This window comes from Streptomyces sp. NBC_00078 (genome assembly GCF_026343335.1).
GTDB lineage: Bacteria > Actinomycetota > Actinomycetes > Streptomycetales > Streptomycetaceae > Streptomyces.
The window spans coordinates 491,622-505,942 of record NZ_JAPELX010000001.1; the positions used below are offsets into that span (position 1 = coordinate 491,622).

The window sequence follows — 14,321 nt, forward strand, 5'->3', positions numbered from 1 at the left end:
CCGTTTGACCCAGGCCGTCTCGCACGCAAGGGTCGACGCGGTGCGGGTCGTCGCGCCCGTGCGGGAAAGGTGGCTGTCTTGATCGGGATCTCCGAGGTCGAAGCCGCGGCCGAGCACATCGCCGAACACGTGGTGCGTACTCCGACGCTGCCGAGCCCGGGGCTGACCTCGCTGCTCGGCGCTCCGGTGACGGTCAAGCTCGAACTGCTCCAGCGCACCGGCTCGTTCAAGTCCCGCGGGGCCACGGCCAAGCTGCTGTCGCTGAGCGCCGGCGAGCGGGCCGCCGGAGTCCTGGCGGTCAGCGGCGGCAATCACGGGATCGCCCTCGCGGTCATGGCCGCGGCCCTCCATGTGAAGGCCACGGTGGTCATGCCGCGCTCGGCGCCCGCGCGGTCGGTCGAGATCGCGGAGGCAGCCGGTGCGTCGGTGCGGCTGACCGACGGCATGGCCGGGGCGTTCGCGCTCGCGACGCGGCTGCGGGAGGAGGGGCTGACGCCGGTGCACCCCTTCGACGATCCGGTGGTCGTCGCCGGCCAGGGCACCGTCGGCCTGGAGCTGGCCGCGGACGCGGGTGACCTCACCGACGTCCTCGTCAGTGTCGGCGGCGGCGGACTGATCTCCGGTGTCGCGGCGGCGCTGCGGGACCGGCGGCCGGACGTGCGGATCTGGGGTGTGGAGACCGAGGGTGCCGAGGCCATGTCGGAGGCGCTCGCGGCGGGCGGCCCTGTGCCGGTCGCCCTGTCCTCCATCGTGTCCACGCTCAGCGCGCCGGCCGTCTCCCAACTGACCTACGACCATGTCTCCGCGCTGGTCCAGGAGGTGCTCGTGGTGCCGGACCGCGAGGCGGTGCAGGGCACGCTCGACCTGGCCGGGCACGCCAAGGTATGGGCCGAACCCGCGGCCGGCTGTCTGCTGCCCGCGGCTCGGCGGGTCCTGGAGCGGGTCGGCGAGGGCGCTCGGCTGGGTCTGGTCGTGTGCGGGGGCAACGCGACGACCGGCGACGTCATGGACTGGGCGGAACGCTTCGGGCTGCGCTGAGTCCGCGGCCCGTCCGGAAAGCACTCCGTTTGAATTCCGGTCAGCCAAAGGGGGCTTTCGTGAAGTTGCCCCACCGCGCGTAAACAAATGGCCGCGGCCGCCAATGATTTGTGGATCCTTTGAACACACCCCGTCGCGCTCCCCGTACCTCTGTGAAAGGTGAGACCCAGCGGTTCGACGAGGGATGAGCATGGTCAAGGCGCATGTCTTCACGCACGAGTTGGTCGCTGGAAGGTACCGGCTCGTCGATGTCGTCCAACGTGAGACGAACCGGGTCTGCTGGTACGGCAAGGACGTCAACGTCGGGCGTGCCCATCTCCTCACCCAGATCGCGCTCCCGGACGACCCCGACGGTGAGGCCGCGCCCCGTACGACCGCCCGCATCATCCGCATGTCCGAGACCATGGGGCTGATGTGCCCGGGCGCGGTCGCGACGGTCGTCGACACCGTGGAGCAGGGCGGTGACCTGTGGGTCGTCACCGACTGGATCGACGGCACCTCCCTGGGCGAACTCATCGCCCAGCAGGGCACGTTCAACTACGTGCGGGCGGCGCGTATCGGTCTGGAGCTGCTCGACGTGCTGGAGGCGGCGCACCGCGAGGGCATCACCCACGGCGAACTCAGCCCGGGCCAGGTCTTCGTGCAGGACCGGGGTTCGGTCGTGGTCACCGGCTTCGGACTGGCCGGCGCGACCCTGGCACCGCGGCTCACCGCGCCGTCGTACGCCTCCCCCGAACAGGCCCGTGACGAGCGCATCGGGCCCGCGGCAGACCTGTGGGCGCTCGGCGCGATCCTCTACACGATGGTCGAGGGCCGTCCGCCCTTCAGGGACCGGGACCGGCCCGAGGCGACACTGAAGGGCGTGGACCGGCTGCCGCTGCGCACTCCGGTGCGGGCGGGGCCGCTCACCCAGACGGTGCAGGGCCTGCTGCGGAAGAACTCCAGGGAGCGGCTGACCCGGCAGGTGGTCCGCGAGTCCCTCACCCGCGTCCTCACCGAGGACCCAGACACAACGACCGCAACCCTGCCGCGGGCCCGGCTGCGCGGTGTCTACGCCGCCGCCTGTCATGTCGGCCCGGGGTGGAGCAGACGCACCATGGCCTTGGGGACCGCCCTGGCCGTCGTCACCGTGGCGGGCGCGGCGCTCGCCGTCACCGGCCGGCTGCCCGGCACCGGTACGTCCCCGGCCGGCGCCGCGCCCCCGCCGCCGGCGTCCGCCACCGCGTCCGCGACCGCACCGGACAGCCGCCCCGACGGCCGGCACTCGACAGCGCCCGCACCGCCCCCGGCAACGGCTGCCACGGCCACGGCGTCACCGACGCCCCCACCGACGCCCTCGCCCTCCCCTCCGGCCACCGCGCTGCCGGCGGGCTTCCAGCGCTACACCGCCCCCGAGGGCTTCTCCGTGGCCCTCCCCAAGGACTGGACACGGGTGCGGACCTCGCGAGTCCGTGACCTGTCGTACCGCGTCACCTTCGGGGCGGACGACGATCCCCGCACCCTCGCGGTCACCTACAGCACCGTCGCGGGCCCCGACCCCGTCGCCGTCTGGCGCGACGACGTCGAGCCCGAGCTGGCGAAGGACGACGGCTTCCAGCGGATCGGCGAGATCAGGGCGACGACGTACCAGGGCCACAAGGCCGCCGACATGGAGTGGCTCTCCGACGTCGACGGCACACAAGTGCGCACCTTCGGACGCGGCTTCCTGCTCGGCGGCGGCCGCAGCTTCTCGCTGCGCTGGACGACTCCGGCCGCCGACTGGAACGACTCCGCGAACCGGCAGGCCCTGGACACCTTCCTGCGGACCTTCCGGTCATCGTCAGGCTGAGCTGCCGGGCGCCCGCATCTCGCGCAGCGGCGTGCCGCCCAACGGAGTCGTGTGCCACCGGACCGTGAACGTCCGGTCGGGCAGTGAGCAGGCCAGGGTCAGGCGGTGCGGTGTCTCCAGGAACACGATGTCGGCGGCGAGAGTGTCCGCGTCGGCCCATCCGCCGCTCACCGCGGTGGGCAACGGCTCGTCGGTGACGGTCCATCCGTCCTCCCCGACCCGCAGGTCCAGGTCGTGTCCGTCCTCGGTGAGCCGCAGTGCCCAGCCGCCCGCGTCCGCCGTCACGGCGAGACCGGTCAGCTTCGGCTGGTCCGCGCACACACCGCCGTACGGGGTGAACTCGGCGCCGGACCAGTTCTGCTGCCCCTCGGGCGGTGCGGACTTGCCCGGCGCCGGAGGCAGCGCGAGTCGCGCCAGCCGTTCCCGCAGGACGGCGTCCTCGTCCCGCCGGTCGGGGAGCGGCTCGGGCCCGAAGGCGGGCAGCAGGTGCTCCCAGACCAGATTGAGCACTTCCTGCATCTGTTCGGTCGCCGCGGTCGTCGCGATCACCGCGTCGTGCTCGGGCAGCACCAGGCAGAACTGGCCGTACGCGCCGTCGCCGCGGTAGCCGTGCCGGGACTTCCAGAACTGGAGGCCGTAGCCCCGCTGCCAGTCCGGCCATGCTCCCCCGGCCGTACCGTCGCCGTTGGCGATGTGCAGGCGGGTGGCCTCGGCCACCCACCCCTCCGGGAGCAGCCGTTCGCCGTCCCACACCCCGTCCTGCAGATACAGCTGCCCGAGCCGGGCGATGGCGTCGGTGGTGGCGTGCAGCCCGCTGAAGCCCAGTTCACGGCCGGCCCGGTCGCGAGTCCAGGCCGTCCGGCCGATGCCGAGCGGCTCCAGCAGGCGCGGGCCGAGGTAGGCGGTCAGCGACTGCCCCGTGACGCGCTGCACGATCGCGGCAAGGGTGTACGTCGTGGGCTGGTTGTAGGCGAAGACGGTCCCGGGGTCCCGCTCCGGCGGCAGCAGCAGGAAGCCGCGGGCCATGTCCGCGCGGTCGGTGGCGAGCGCCCGGTCGAGGGTCTCGGTCTCGTGGCCGCTGGCCATGGAGGCCACGTGCCGCACCAGCATCGCGCGGCTGCGCGGGTCGGTGATGTCGGCCTCGAACTCCGGGAAGTAAGAGATCACCGGGTCGTCGAGCCGGAGCAGCCCCTCGGCCAGGGCGATCCCTGCGGCCGTCGCCGTGAAGCTCTTGCTGAGGGAGTACAACAGGTGCGGACGTTCGGGGGTGTACGGGGCCCACCAGCCGGAGGCGACGAGGTGTCCGTGCCTCATGACCATCAGGCTGTGGGGTTCGATGCCGGGGGCGGCTTCGAGGGCGTCGAGGAAGGCGTGGACGCCGGCGGCGTCGACGCCCTGGGCGGCGGGGGTGCTGGAGGGCAGCGGGCGGGCACTCATGAGGGCATCCTCCCCGGTGATCCGGCGTGAATCGAGAGGCTGTTTTCCGTCGCCGGCCCGGGGGACTCGGTGGTTATGGCGCAAATCGGATACACGATGATGACCGAGCAGGCCGGCCCCCGTGAGCTGGTCGACCATGTGGTGCGGGCCGAGGAGGCGGGCTTCGACTTCTCGGTGACTTCGGACCACTACTTTCCGTGGCTGCGCCCACAGGGTCACTCGCCGTACGCGTGGAGCGTGCTGGGCGCGGCGGCACAGGCGACCTCGCGCATTCCGCTGATGACCTACGTGACCTGTCCGACCGTCCGCTACCACCCGGCGGTCGTCGCACAGAAGGCGGCGACGGTGCAGCTGCTGTCCGAGGGGCGGTTCCGGCTCGGGCTCGGCTCCGGCGAGAACCTCAACGAGCATGTGGTGGGCGGTGGTTGGCCGGCGGCCGACGTACGTCACGAGATGCTTGAGGAGGCGGTGGAGATCATCCGGGCGCTGTTCGAGGGCGGCCATGTCAACCGTCGCGGCACGCACTTCGACGTGGAGTCGGCCCGGCTGTGGGACCTACCGGACCAGCCGCCGCCCATCGGCATCGCCGTCTCCGGCGAGCAGTCCTGCGCGCTCGCGGGCAGGCTGGCCGATCTGGTCATCGCCACGGAGCCCGAGGCCGGGCTGCTGAAGGCGTTCGACCGGCACGGCGGCGAGGGCAAGCCGCGCGTGGGCCAGCTGCCGGTCTGCTACGACCCGGACCGGGACACGGCCGTGCGGCGCGCGCACGACCAGTTCCGCTGGTTCGGCAACGGCTGGAAGGTCAACTCCGAGCTGCCGCACCCCGATTCGTTCCAGTCGGCGACCCAGTTCGTCACTCCCGACGACGTGGCGGCGTCGATCCCCTGCGGCGACGACCCCGAGGACTTCGTCGAGGCCGTGCGCCCCTACGCGGATGCGGGATTCGGCGAGATCGCCCTCGTGCAGATCGGCGGCGAGTCACAACCCGCGTATCTGGACTGGGCGGAGAAGACGCTGCTGCCGGCACTGCGGGACGCCTTCGGCTGAGGCCGTCGACGCCGGCGACCGAGGCCCGTCAAAGGGTGCAATAGGCTGCCGGTCTGCACCTCCGCAGTCCGACCAGCTTTGCACAGGAGAGTCATCGGTGACACTGGCGATCGACCCGTCCGAGACGTCCCCCGCGCCGCTGTCCGACCTCGTGGCGCGCGACGCGCGTGAGTTCGGCGTCTACGCGCGCACCGGAGGCTGGGCCTTCGGCCTGATGGTGGCCCGCAGCGTACGGCCCGGCGGTCAGGGCTCGGAGGAGACGCCGAAGGTGTCCGCGAAGGAGTTCGCGGACCTGGCCGGCTGCTCTCCGGAGCGCGTCATGCGCTACTACAAGGCCTGGGACCGGGCGGCCGACGACGGTCTCGTGCCGCACTTCGAGGCACTGGCGCCGGGCCAGGAGGTGGAACTGCCGGATGCCGACGTGTGGCTGGGCTACTACGTCTCCCGCAACAGCGCCACCTCCGAGCGCGGCACCGCCATCGCCGAGGCGGCCGAGGCGGAGGGTATCCGGCCCACCAAGGCACTGGAGGTCGCCGAGAACCCGACCGCGCTGCGGGCCGCGATCCTCGCCGACCCCTCCACCGCCCGCGCGGCGCGCCAGGCACTCCTCGACCGGGTCCGTGAAGACCCGGATCTGCAGGCCGAGTTGGCCCGGGACGTCGTCCGCACGGACGACCTGAAGAAGGCCGTCGCCAGCGAGAGCAGGTCGGCCGACCGGATCGGTTACGTGCGCCAGATCGCCGAGTCGGGCCAGGTCAGGACTCCGGCGGGGCAGACCATCGACGCGCCGGTCGACCTGCGCCAGGAGGCCGAGCGGCACCTGTCGCTGATTGACGAGCTCGAAGACGACGAGGACACCGGCGAGTGGGCCACCGAGGCCTACGACTCCCTGAAGTCCCTCGTCGCCGAGACGGTGGAGGCCGATCCCGAACTGCGCGTCCAGGAACGGCGGACGAAGTTCTACGGCAGCCTGCAGAAGGCGACGAAGGCGTTCGAGGAGTTGACCTTCGACGATGTCCAGGAGTTCGTCGAGGACGACATGGTCCAGCGGCTGGAGGAACTTCAGCAGGCCATCGCCACATGTCTGACCGCGCTGCGCGGGGCCAAGGGCTGAGGGTCCCCACGGGCGGCGCTGAGTAGCCGTACTCATGCCGCCGTCCACCCGCCCGGCCAGCATGGGGGCTCCTACCAGAAGGAGCCCCCATGACTGCTGTTGTGCACTCGGCCGTCCCGCGACGGCAGCTGCCGGCCGCCCTCGCCGTCGTCGTGGTCGCCGGGCTGGCGGTGTCGGCCTGGGCCCCGCACGATCGCACGACCTGGTTCCTGGAGACGGTGTGGGTGCTGGTGGGGCTGCCGCTGGTGTTGCTCACCCGGCGGCGCTTCCCGATGACGAACCTGCTGTGCTGTCTGCTGGCCGTGCACGCGCTCGTCCTGGCGGTGGGCGGCCACTACACCTACGCGCAGGTGCCCCTGGGCGACTGGGTGCGGGACACGTTCGGCCTGGACCGCAATCCGTACGACCGCTTCGGGCATCTCATGCAGGGTTTCGTCCCGGCGGTGCTGGTGCGGGAACTGCTCAGCCGCACTTCACCGCTGCGGGGCAGTCGCTGGCTGGGTCCGCTGACGGTGTGCGCGTGCCTCGCCTTCTCGGCCGTCTTCGAGATGCTGGAGTGGCTGGCCGCGGTGATCGGCGGGCATTCCGCGGACGCGTTCCTGGCCACTCAGGGCGATGTGTGGGACACGCAGTGGGACATGTTCTGCGCGCTGATCGGTGCCACGGTCTCGGTGCTGGTGCTCTCCCGGCTGCACGACCGGCAGCTCCACGCCCTGGGCCTCATTCCGTGTGGCGGTGCAGCGTCCACAGCGGCACCACGACCCAGCACAGCAGGTACCACGCGACGACTCCCGTGACGATCCAGGGCACGGCCGCGTTGTGGGTCGCGACCCGAAGGACCAGCAGGAGCGAGGAGGACATGGTGGCGAGCAGGAGCACCAGGCCGGCGAAGGTCATCCGCGAGGCCCATTCGACGGCCGCCGTCTTGACCCGCCGCCCGGCCACCACGCGGTGCAGCGAGACCGGCCCGATGAGTGCGCCGGTCGTGGCGGCGCCCAGGACGACCGTGACGATGTAGATGGTCTTGTCGGTGTCCGACAGCGTGGCGTACTTCTGCTGGAACACGACGGTGAGCAGGAAACCGAACAGGATCTGCACACCGGTCTGGGCGACCCTGACCTCCTGGATCAGGTCGCTCCACTTCCGGTCGGCTCTCTCCTCCTTGGTCTCGTTGCGCCCCCACTCGTTCAGGTCTCCACCGCTTTTCGTGGCCGGCACGCTTCCTCCCGGCTCCGTTGCCCCGGATGTCTTCCCTGCCCGGGTTCCCTGTTCGCGCACGATTGACCGCGCCGCGCGGGAATCGGGAACCGTTTGGGCGATCACCAGGCGGTTACCCGGAACGCACGGCGTACGACGATCCCGTGAGGAGTCCGACACCCATGTCCGGCACTGAACTGACGATCACCGTCAGCGGCGGCACCACCGCTGACGCGCGCGCGGTGGTACGGGCCCTGGAGCCCGCTTTCGGGACGGCGCGGGAGGGGCCGCCCTCCGACGACGGCGTCACGGTCCACACAGCGAGGTTCGAGCACGATTCGCCCGCTCCGGCGCCCAGGTCCGGTCCCGCCGTCACCTGCCATCTGTCCGGTGCGGTGACACTCACCGTCCAGGGCTCGCCGCAGGCGGTGTCGACGGCACGCGAAACGCTCCTCCACACCTTCACGGCCCAGGACCAGGGCTCGGTCTCCGGCGACCAGGAACAGGAGTGGCAACTGCTCCTGGAGCCGTGAGCGGGTCCTTCGCCGCTACCAGCGGGCTTCCACCTGGTCCTTGATCCGGCGGTCGTAGAGGTCCCGGATCGCGGTGAGTGTTGCGCCGCCGGGCTGCGGGAGCCTGGCCGCGGCCGCGTTGGCGCGGGCCTGCTCGGGCGAGCGGGCGCCGGGGATCACGGTGGTCACTCCCGGCTGCTCGACGATCCAGCGCAGGGCGAGCTGGGCCGGGGTGTATCCCTCGGGGGCAAGCGCGGAGAACTCGGCGGCGGCCTCGACACCCGTCGTGTAGTCCACGCCGGAGAAGGTCTCGCCCACGTCGAAGGCCTCGCCGTGCCGGTTGTAGGTGCGGTGGTCGTTCTCGGGGAAGACGGTGGCCTTGGTGTACTTGCCCGACAGCAGGCCGGAGGCCAGCGGGACCCGGGCGATGATGCCGACGCCGGCCTCCTGGGCGGCCGGCAGGACCTCGCGCAGCGGCTTCATGCGGAAGGCGTTGAGGATGATCTGCACGCTCGCCACGTTCGGGCGGGCGATCGCGGTCAGCGCCTCCGCGCAGGTCTCCACGCTGACGCCGTACGCGGCGATGCGCTCCTCCTCGACCAGGATGTCGAGGGCGTCGAACACCTCGTCCGAGGAGTAGACGGGCGTGGGCGGGCAGTGCAGCTGTACGAGGTCGATGCGGTCGACGCCGAGGTTGCGCCGCGAGCGGTCGTTCCAGGCACGGAAGTTGTCGAGGACGTAGTTCTCCGGGATCTGGTCGACGCGGCGGCCCATCTTCGTGGCCACCAGCACATGCAGGTCCGGCCGGCCGGCGAGGAACGCCGCGATGGTCTGCTCACTGCGCCCGTCGCCGTACACGTCGGCGGTGTCGAAGAAGGTCACCCCCGACTCGGCCGCCGCCTCCAGCACCGCCAGGGCTTCCTTGTCGTCGACGTCTCCCCAGTCGGCGCCCAGCTGCCACGTCCCGAGACCGACGACGGATGCGTGCTGACCCGACCTACCGAATGTGCGCTCGTCCATGGCGTCAGTCTGGCATCCGTCACGCCCTTACGCGGAACTGACCGTCTGGTCGACGACGTGGAAGCCCTGCGCGAGCACCTGGGGCTCGACGCGGTGGATCTGCTCGGGCACTCGGCCGGCACCAATCAGGCGGTGCTGTACGCGGTCCGTCACCCGGAGCGCGTCCGCCGGCTCGCGCTGATCACGCCGAGCGCGACGGCCGTCGGGATCACCGTCCCCGGGGAGGTGCGGCGTGAGACGGCGCTGCTTCGCCGCGACGAACCGTGGTTCGCGGAGGCGTTCGCCGCGCTGGCGGCGATCACCGCCGGCCGGGCGACGGCCGGCAGCCGGGAGGCCATCGCGCCTTTCCTGTACTGCCGTTGGGAGACGGCGGCCCAGGCACACCATGTCGCAGGTGGCGAGCAGCGCAACGAGGAGGCCGCGGCGGTCTTCGGCGCCGAAGAGGCCTTCGACCCGGGAGCCGTCCGTGCGGCACTGGCACGGTTCGAGGCGCCGGTGTACGTGCTGGCGGGGCAGTTCGATCTCAACTCGCCGCCTGCGGTGACCGAGTTCGCCGGGCTCTTCCCGAGGGCCGAGTTCGTGGTGCAGCCGGCGCCGGTCACTTTCCGTGGCTCGACGACCCCGGGCGGTTCGTGGCTACGACGGCTGGATTCCTCCGCCTGGAGTGAGGTGCGCCTGTACCGCGGGCGCGCACCGGTCCACGACCTCCTCCAGCGCGGCAGCCCGCACTTGCGTGCCGCGCGCGATGCCGTACATCACGCCCAGGCCGAGCAGGTTGGCGACGGCCAGCTCCGCCCGCAGGCCCGCGTCGCGGCCGTCGAGGCGCTCGGCGAGGCGGTGGGTCACCTGGGTGCGGAAGTTGGCGCGCAGGATGTCGCCCTGGGCGCCCTGCAGAGGGGCGAACACGATCCGCAGGACGGGATCGGCACCCTGCTGCGACTGGCTGACCAGCACGTGCCGCACCATGTGCCGGCCGAGCCGGTCCAGCGGGGCGTCCAGCAGGGCGTCGGCGTCGGTCTCGAAGGACATGACGCGGGCGAAGAGGGTGTCCTTGTTGCCGAAGTACTTCAGGATCAGCGGCGGGCTCACACCGGCGCGTTCGGCGATGGCCTTGAGCGTGATGTCGGCGTGGGCGTGCCGGGCCAGCAGATGGCGGGCCGCCTTGAGGATGGCCGCCTTGGTCGCCGCGGCGTCCCTGCGGGCGGGCGCGGAGTCGGTGGGAGGAGTGCTCACGGCACTCATGCTCCCTCCAGGGCCTCGTCGCGGCTGTCCCGGGTGCGGCCGCGGGCCCGGCGTGTCCCGCCCGTCGGCGGGTCGCCGGGAATCGTCAGGGCCGCGGCGCCGGCCGCCAGGGCGATCACGCCGGCGATCCCGAAGGCGAGCAGATAGCCGTGCAGGGTGGGCACGAGGGCCCCGCCGACCAGGCTCGTGTGGTGTACCAGGACGGCGGCCACGGCGGCGCTGGAGACGGCCTGGCCGATCGTGCGCATCAGGACGTTGACGCCGTTGGCGGAGGCGGTCTGCTCGGCCGGGACGGCGTGCAGGATCAGGGTGGGCAGGGCCGAGTAGGCGAGAGTGGTACCGGTCGACACCACCGTCGCACCCAGGATGATCATCCACAGGTCGCGGCTGTCGGCGATGCGCACCGCGTAGCCGCAGGCGATCACCGCGGCCCCGAGGGCGAGCGTGATCCGCGGGCCGCGGGACGCGGAGATCCGGGCCGAGAGGGGCGAGAACACCAGCATGGTGACGCCGCCGGGCAGCAGGCACAGGCCGGTCTCCACGATCGAAAGGCCGAGCCCGTACCCGGTGGCCTTCGGCGCCTGCACGAGCTGGGCCGTCACCAGGGAGTTGGCGTAGAAGGCGAACCCGGTGAGCAGTGCCGCCACGTGGGACAGGCCGACGCGGGGCCGTGCGACCAGCCGCAGGTCGACCAGCGGCCGTTCGGTGCGCAGTTGCTGCCACCACCACAGCGCCATGACGACGCCGGAGGCGGCGAACAGTCCCAGGACCCGCGGGCTCCCCCAGCCCCACTGGCCGCCCTGCGACACCCCGAGCAGGAGGCACACCAGTCCGGCGGCCAGCGCCAGCGCGCCCACCACGTCGAACCGGCCCGGCTCGCGCACCGGCGACTCCTTGACCACCCACCACACGGCCGTCACGCCGAGCGCACCGAGGCCGCTGGTCAGCCAGAACATGGTGTGCCAGTCGGCGTACTGCACGACCAGGGCGGCCAGCGGCAGGCCCAGGGCGGCGCCGATGCCGACGGTGGAGCTCATCAGGGCGACCGCGGAGCCCCGGCGTTCCGGGGGCAGTTCGTCGCGCAGGATGCTGATCGACAACGGCACCACGGCGGCGGCGGCGCCCTGCAACGCGCGGGCCGTGATGAGTACGACGATGTCGGACGACAGGGCGCACATCACCGAGCCGGCGGTCATCAGGACGAGGGCCGCCGTCAGCACCCTGCGCTTGCCGTACATGTCGCCGGCCCGGCCCAGCACGGGGGTGAGCACCGCACCCGACAGCAGGGTCGCCGTGACCATCCAGGACACCGCGCCGGGCGAGGAGTTGGTCAGCCGGGGCAGGTCGGGCAGGAGCGGTACGACGACGGTCTGCATGACGGCCATGAGGATGCCGCCGAACGCCAGCACCGGAATGGCGAGCCGGTCGCGCAGGCCTCCCGCTTCCGGGGTGCGGGGTATCGGGCCCGGCTGGTCCATCGGCACTCCATCGGCGGCGCGGAAAGAAACGGGTGAATGGCTATTCACCTTAGCCGGTGAATGGCCATTCACCCAAGAGCGGACCGGACGCGGAGGGCGGCGCGCGCTGGGGCGGGGCGGGTGCGAGGGTGGTTTGCCCCGCAGGTCACGGGTACCCGCGCCGGACGCAACCGATGAGAAGGAGGGGTTCGCCCGTGTCGCAGGTCGAGGAATCCATCGAGGTCGGCGTCCCGGTGCACACCGCGTACAACCAGTGGACTCAGTTCGAGACGTTCCCCGAGTTCATGAACGGCGTCGACCGCATCGAACAGCACACCGACACGCTCACCCACTGGGTGACCAGCGTGAATGGCGTGCACCGCGAGTTCGACGCGGAGATCACCGAGCAGATCCCGGACGAGCGGGTCGCCTGGACGACGGTCGCGGGCCAGGCCCGGCAGGCCGGAGCGGTGACGTTCCACCGTCTCGACGACAGCCACACCAAGGTCATGCTGCAGATGGACTTCCATCCGGACAGCATCACCGAGCAGGTCGGCGACAAGCTCGGGTTCGTGAAGCGGCAGACCAAGGGCGACCTGGAGCGCTTCAAGAAGTTCATCGAGGAGCGCGGCCAGGAGTCCGGGGAGTGGCGCGGCGTGATCGTCTGACCGACGCCGCACCCGACCGGCACCCTCGCGGAGTGCGGCGGAGGCCCTAACCGGCCTCCGCCGTACGGCACTCCGGGTGCCCCCAGCCCTGCGCGTTCTTGGCGATGGTCTCGCCGGCCGCGTAGGAACGGCCGCACAGACAGCGGCCGGGGAACTTCGCCTTGAGGGTGCGGGACGAGTCGCCGCGCTGCCGGGACGCGGCGGGCTTGCGGCGCGGGGCGCTCGACTTCGGGGTGTCCGGGGAGGGCGGCGGCTCGGCCGAACCCAGTGCGCTGCCTGCGGGCTCCTGCACCTTCGCGGCCTGACTGGCGGCGCGGTCGGCGAAGTCGTTGAGCGGGTCGCCGTCGACCTGGTGGGCGGGTACGTAACGGAATTCGACCGAGCGGCCGTCGAGCAGTTCGTCGATGCGCACGACCAGTTCCTGGTTGGCGACCGGCTTGCCGGCGGACGTCTTCCAGCCGTTGCGCTTCCAGCCGGGCAGCCAGGTGGTGACCGCCTTCATGGCGTACTGGGAGTCCATGCGGACTTCGAGCGGGACGCCCGGGTCGGTCGCCGTCAACAGGCGTTCCAGCGCGGTGAGTTCGGCGACGTTGTTGGTGGCCCTGCCGAGCGGCCCCGCCTCCCAGCGGGCCGCGGTCCCGGAGTCGTCGGAGACCACCCACGCCCAGCCCGCCGGTCCCGGATTTCCCTTCGAGGCCCCGTCGCACGCGGCCACCACACGTTCACCCATGGGCTCGATCATGCCACGGGCGGACGGGGCCTCCGGCACCCTCCTGGAGCGGTCCGCGGACGTCTCCAGGTCCTCGCTCAGACGTCGTCGGTCCTCTGTCAGACGTCCTTTGTCAGACGTCCTTGGTCTTCGGCAGCTCGCCCTCGGACCGCGTGAGGTCGATCACCGAGAAGCTCGCGCCCTGCGGGTCGCTGAGTGCCGCGAACCTGCCGTACGGGCTGTCCATCGGCCCGAACCGCAGGACACCGCCGAGCTTGGTCGCCTTGGCCACCGCGTCGTCGCAGTCCGGGACGACGAAGTAGAGATTGAGGTAGGAGGGCACCTCGGGCGGGAACTCGTCGCCCATCTTCATACGGCCCAGGACCGTGGTGTCACCGAGGTTGAACTGGCGGAAGTCGACCGCGTCGTCGACGATCTGCTGCGCCGAGTACCGGAAGACGGCGCTGAAGAACGCGTCCGCTTTCTCCGGTTCGCGGGTGAAGACCTCGGCCCAGCCGTAGGCGCCCGGCACGGCGGTCGCCTCGAAGCCCTCGTGGGTGCCGCCCTGCCACACGCCGAAGACGGCACCGCTGGGCTCGCTGGCGATGCACATGGTGCCGAACTCGCCGACCTGCATCGGCTCCATCAGCACCTGGCCGCCGTTCTCCCGGATGCGGGCGGCGGTGGCGGCGGCGTCCGGCGACGCGAAGTAGAGGCACCACTGCGAGTGGCCCTCCTGGCCGGGCATCGGCGGCACCACGGCGGCGACCGCCTTGCCGTCCACGTAGGCCTGGGTGTAGTTGCCGTACTCCGACGACGCCTCGCCGAAGGTCCAGCCGAGGACGTCACCGTAGAAGCTCTTCGCTCCCTCGACGTCGCCGAACATCGCGTCGGCCCAGCAGGGGGTTCCCTCAGGTTGTACGGCCATGGCAGCGGCCCTCTCCCGAATCGGTGGATGGTCCGTTTCCTCACGCTAGTCATGCGCCCGCCGAAGCGCGCGCCGAACGCCTCGCTCCGTTTCAGACTGGACGGGAAAGGGCTTGGACGCTGCG

At 71.5% G+C, this 14,321-nt stretch carries 14 protein-coding genes and 1 pseudogene; 8 read left to right on the forward strand and 7 right to left on the reverse strand.

The genetic code is table 11. The annotated features are described in order from the left end of the window. Nucleotides 1-78: 78 nt before the first annotated feature. Entirely contained in the window at nucleotides 79-1,038 is a 960-nt protein-coding gene (locus tag OOK07_RS02260) for a threonine/serine dehydratase family protein (protein WP_266794810.1), read from the forward strand. A 184-nt stretch (nucleotides 1,039-1,222) separates the two neighbouring features. Further along, nucleotides 1,223-2,866, forward strand: coding sequence for a protein kinase domain-containing protein (locus OOK07_RS02265; protein ID WP_266794811.1), 1,644 nt, complete (start codon nucleotides 1,223-1,225; stop codon nucleotides 2,864-2,866). On the opposite strand, the gene OOK07_RS02270 is transcribed toward OOK07_RS02265, so the two are convergent. Beyond that, entirely contained in the window at nucleotides 2,858-4,303 is a 1,446-nt protein-coding gene (locus tag OOK07_RS02270) for a serine hydrolase domain-containing protein (RefSeq protein ID WP_266794812.1), read from the reverse strand. The two genes, OOK07_RS02265 and OOK07_RS02270, sit on opposite strands and share 9 nt — an antisense overlap. Before the next feature lie 75 nt (nucleotides 4,304-4,378). On the opposite strand from OOK07_RS02270, the gene OOK07_RS02275 reads away from it, so the two are divergent. From OOK07_RS02275 to OOK07_RS02285, 3 genes are all read left to right on the forward strand, one after another. Beyond that, nucleotides 4,379-5,350, forward strand: a complete 972-nt coding sequence (locus OOK07_RS02275; protein WP_266794813.1) for an LLM class F420-dependent oxidoreductase — start codon at nucleotides 4,379-4,381, stop codon at nucleotides 5,348-5,350. A gap of 97 nt (nucleotides 5,351-5,447) precedes the next feature. After that, a complete protein-coding gene (locus tag OOK07_RS02280; RefSeq protein ID WP_266794814.1) occupies nucleotides 5,448-6,464 on the forward strand; it encodes a hypothetical protein in 1,017 nt (338 codons plus the stop codon). A gap of 89 nt (nucleotides 6,465-6,553) precedes the next feature. Continuing rightward, a complete protein-coding gene (locus tag OOK07_RS02285) occupies nucleotides 6,554-7,261 on the forward strand; it encodes a DUF2238 domain-containing protein (protein WP_266794815.1) in 708 nt (235 codons plus the stop codon). Here the strand turns inward: OOK07_RS02285 and OOK07_RS02290 are convergent. Beyond that, nucleotides 7,185-7,682, reverse strand: coding sequence for a DUF6328 family protein (locus tag OOK07_RS02290; protein ID WP_266794816.1), 498 nt, complete (start codon nucleotides 7,680-7,682; stop codon nucleotides 7,185-7,187). The two genes, OOK07_RS02285 and OOK07_RS02290, sit on opposite strands and share 77 nt — an antisense overlap. A 161-nt stretch (nucleotides 7,683-7,843) precedes the next feature. Here OOK07_RS02290 and OOK07_RS02295 point away from each other — a divergent pair, with 161 nt between their 5' ends. Then, entirely contained in the window at nucleotides 7,844-8,194 is a 351-nt protein-coding gene (locus OOK07_RS02295) for a hypothetical protein (RefSeq protein ID WP_266794817.1), read from the forward strand. A gap of 15 nt (nucleotides 8,195-8,209) precedes the next feature. Here the strand turns inward: OOK07_RS02295 and OOK07_RS02300 are convergent, their stop codons facing one another. Next, complete coding sequence (locus tag OOK07_RS02300) at nucleotides 8,210-9,193, reverse strand: aldo/keto reductase (protein WP_266794818.1); 984 nt, start codon at nucleotides 9,191-9,193, stop codon at nucleotides 8,210-8,212. A 39-nt stretch (nucleotides 9,194-9,232) separates the two neighbouring features. Between OOK07_RS02300 and OOK07_RS02305 the strand changes: the two are divergent. After that, nucleotides 9,233-9,861 (forward strand): annotated as a pseudogene (locus OOK07_RS02305) (alpha/beta fold hydrolase); the annotation flags it as partial. On the opposite strand, the gene OOK07_RS02310 reads toward OOK07_RS02305, so the two are convergent. Next, entirely contained in the window at nucleotides 9,830-10,435 is a 606-nt protein-coding gene (locus OOK07_RS02310) for a TetR/AcrR family transcriptional regulator (RefSeq protein WP_266794819.1), read from the reverse strand. The pseudogene OOK07_RS02305 and the gene OOK07_RS02310 sit on opposite strands and share 32 nt — an antisense overlap. Next, a complete protein-coding gene (locus tag OOK07_RS02315) occupies nucleotides 10,432-11,913 on the reverse strand; it encodes an MFS transporter (protein ID WP_266676365.1) in 1,482 nt (493 codons plus the stop codon). Before OOK07_RS02315 ends, OOK07_RS02310 begins: the two co-directional genes overlap by 4 nt. Before the next feature lie 194 nt (nucleotides 11,914-12,107). On the opposite strand from OOK07_RS02315, the gene OOK07_RS02320 reads away from it, so the two are divergent. Next, a complete protein-coding gene (locus tag OOK07_RS02320) occupies nucleotides 12,108-12,560 on the forward strand; it encodes an SRPBCC family protein (protein WP_266676366.1) in 453 nt (150 codons plus the stop codon). Between the two features lie 46 nt (nucleotides 12,561-12,606). On the opposite strand, the gene OOK07_RS02325 is transcribed toward OOK07_RS02320, so the two are convergent. Both OOK07_RS02325 and OOK07_RS02330 read right to left on the reverse strand, forming a co-directional pair. Next, complete coding sequence (locus tag OOK07_RS02325) at nucleotides 12,607-13,302, reverse strand: ribonuclease H family protein (RefSeq protein ID WP_266676368.1); 696 nt, start codon at nucleotides 13,300-13,302, stop codon at nucleotides 12,607-12,609. Between the two features lie 100 nt (nucleotides 13,303-13,402). Further along, on the reverse strand, nucleotides 13,403-14,197 hold the full coding sequence (locus tag OOK07_RS02330; RefSeq protein ID WP_266676370.1) for a VOC family protein: 795 nt from the start codon (nucleotides 14,195-14,197) through the stop codon (nucleotides 13,403-13,405). Nucleotides 14,198-14,321: the final 124 nt, after the last annotated feature.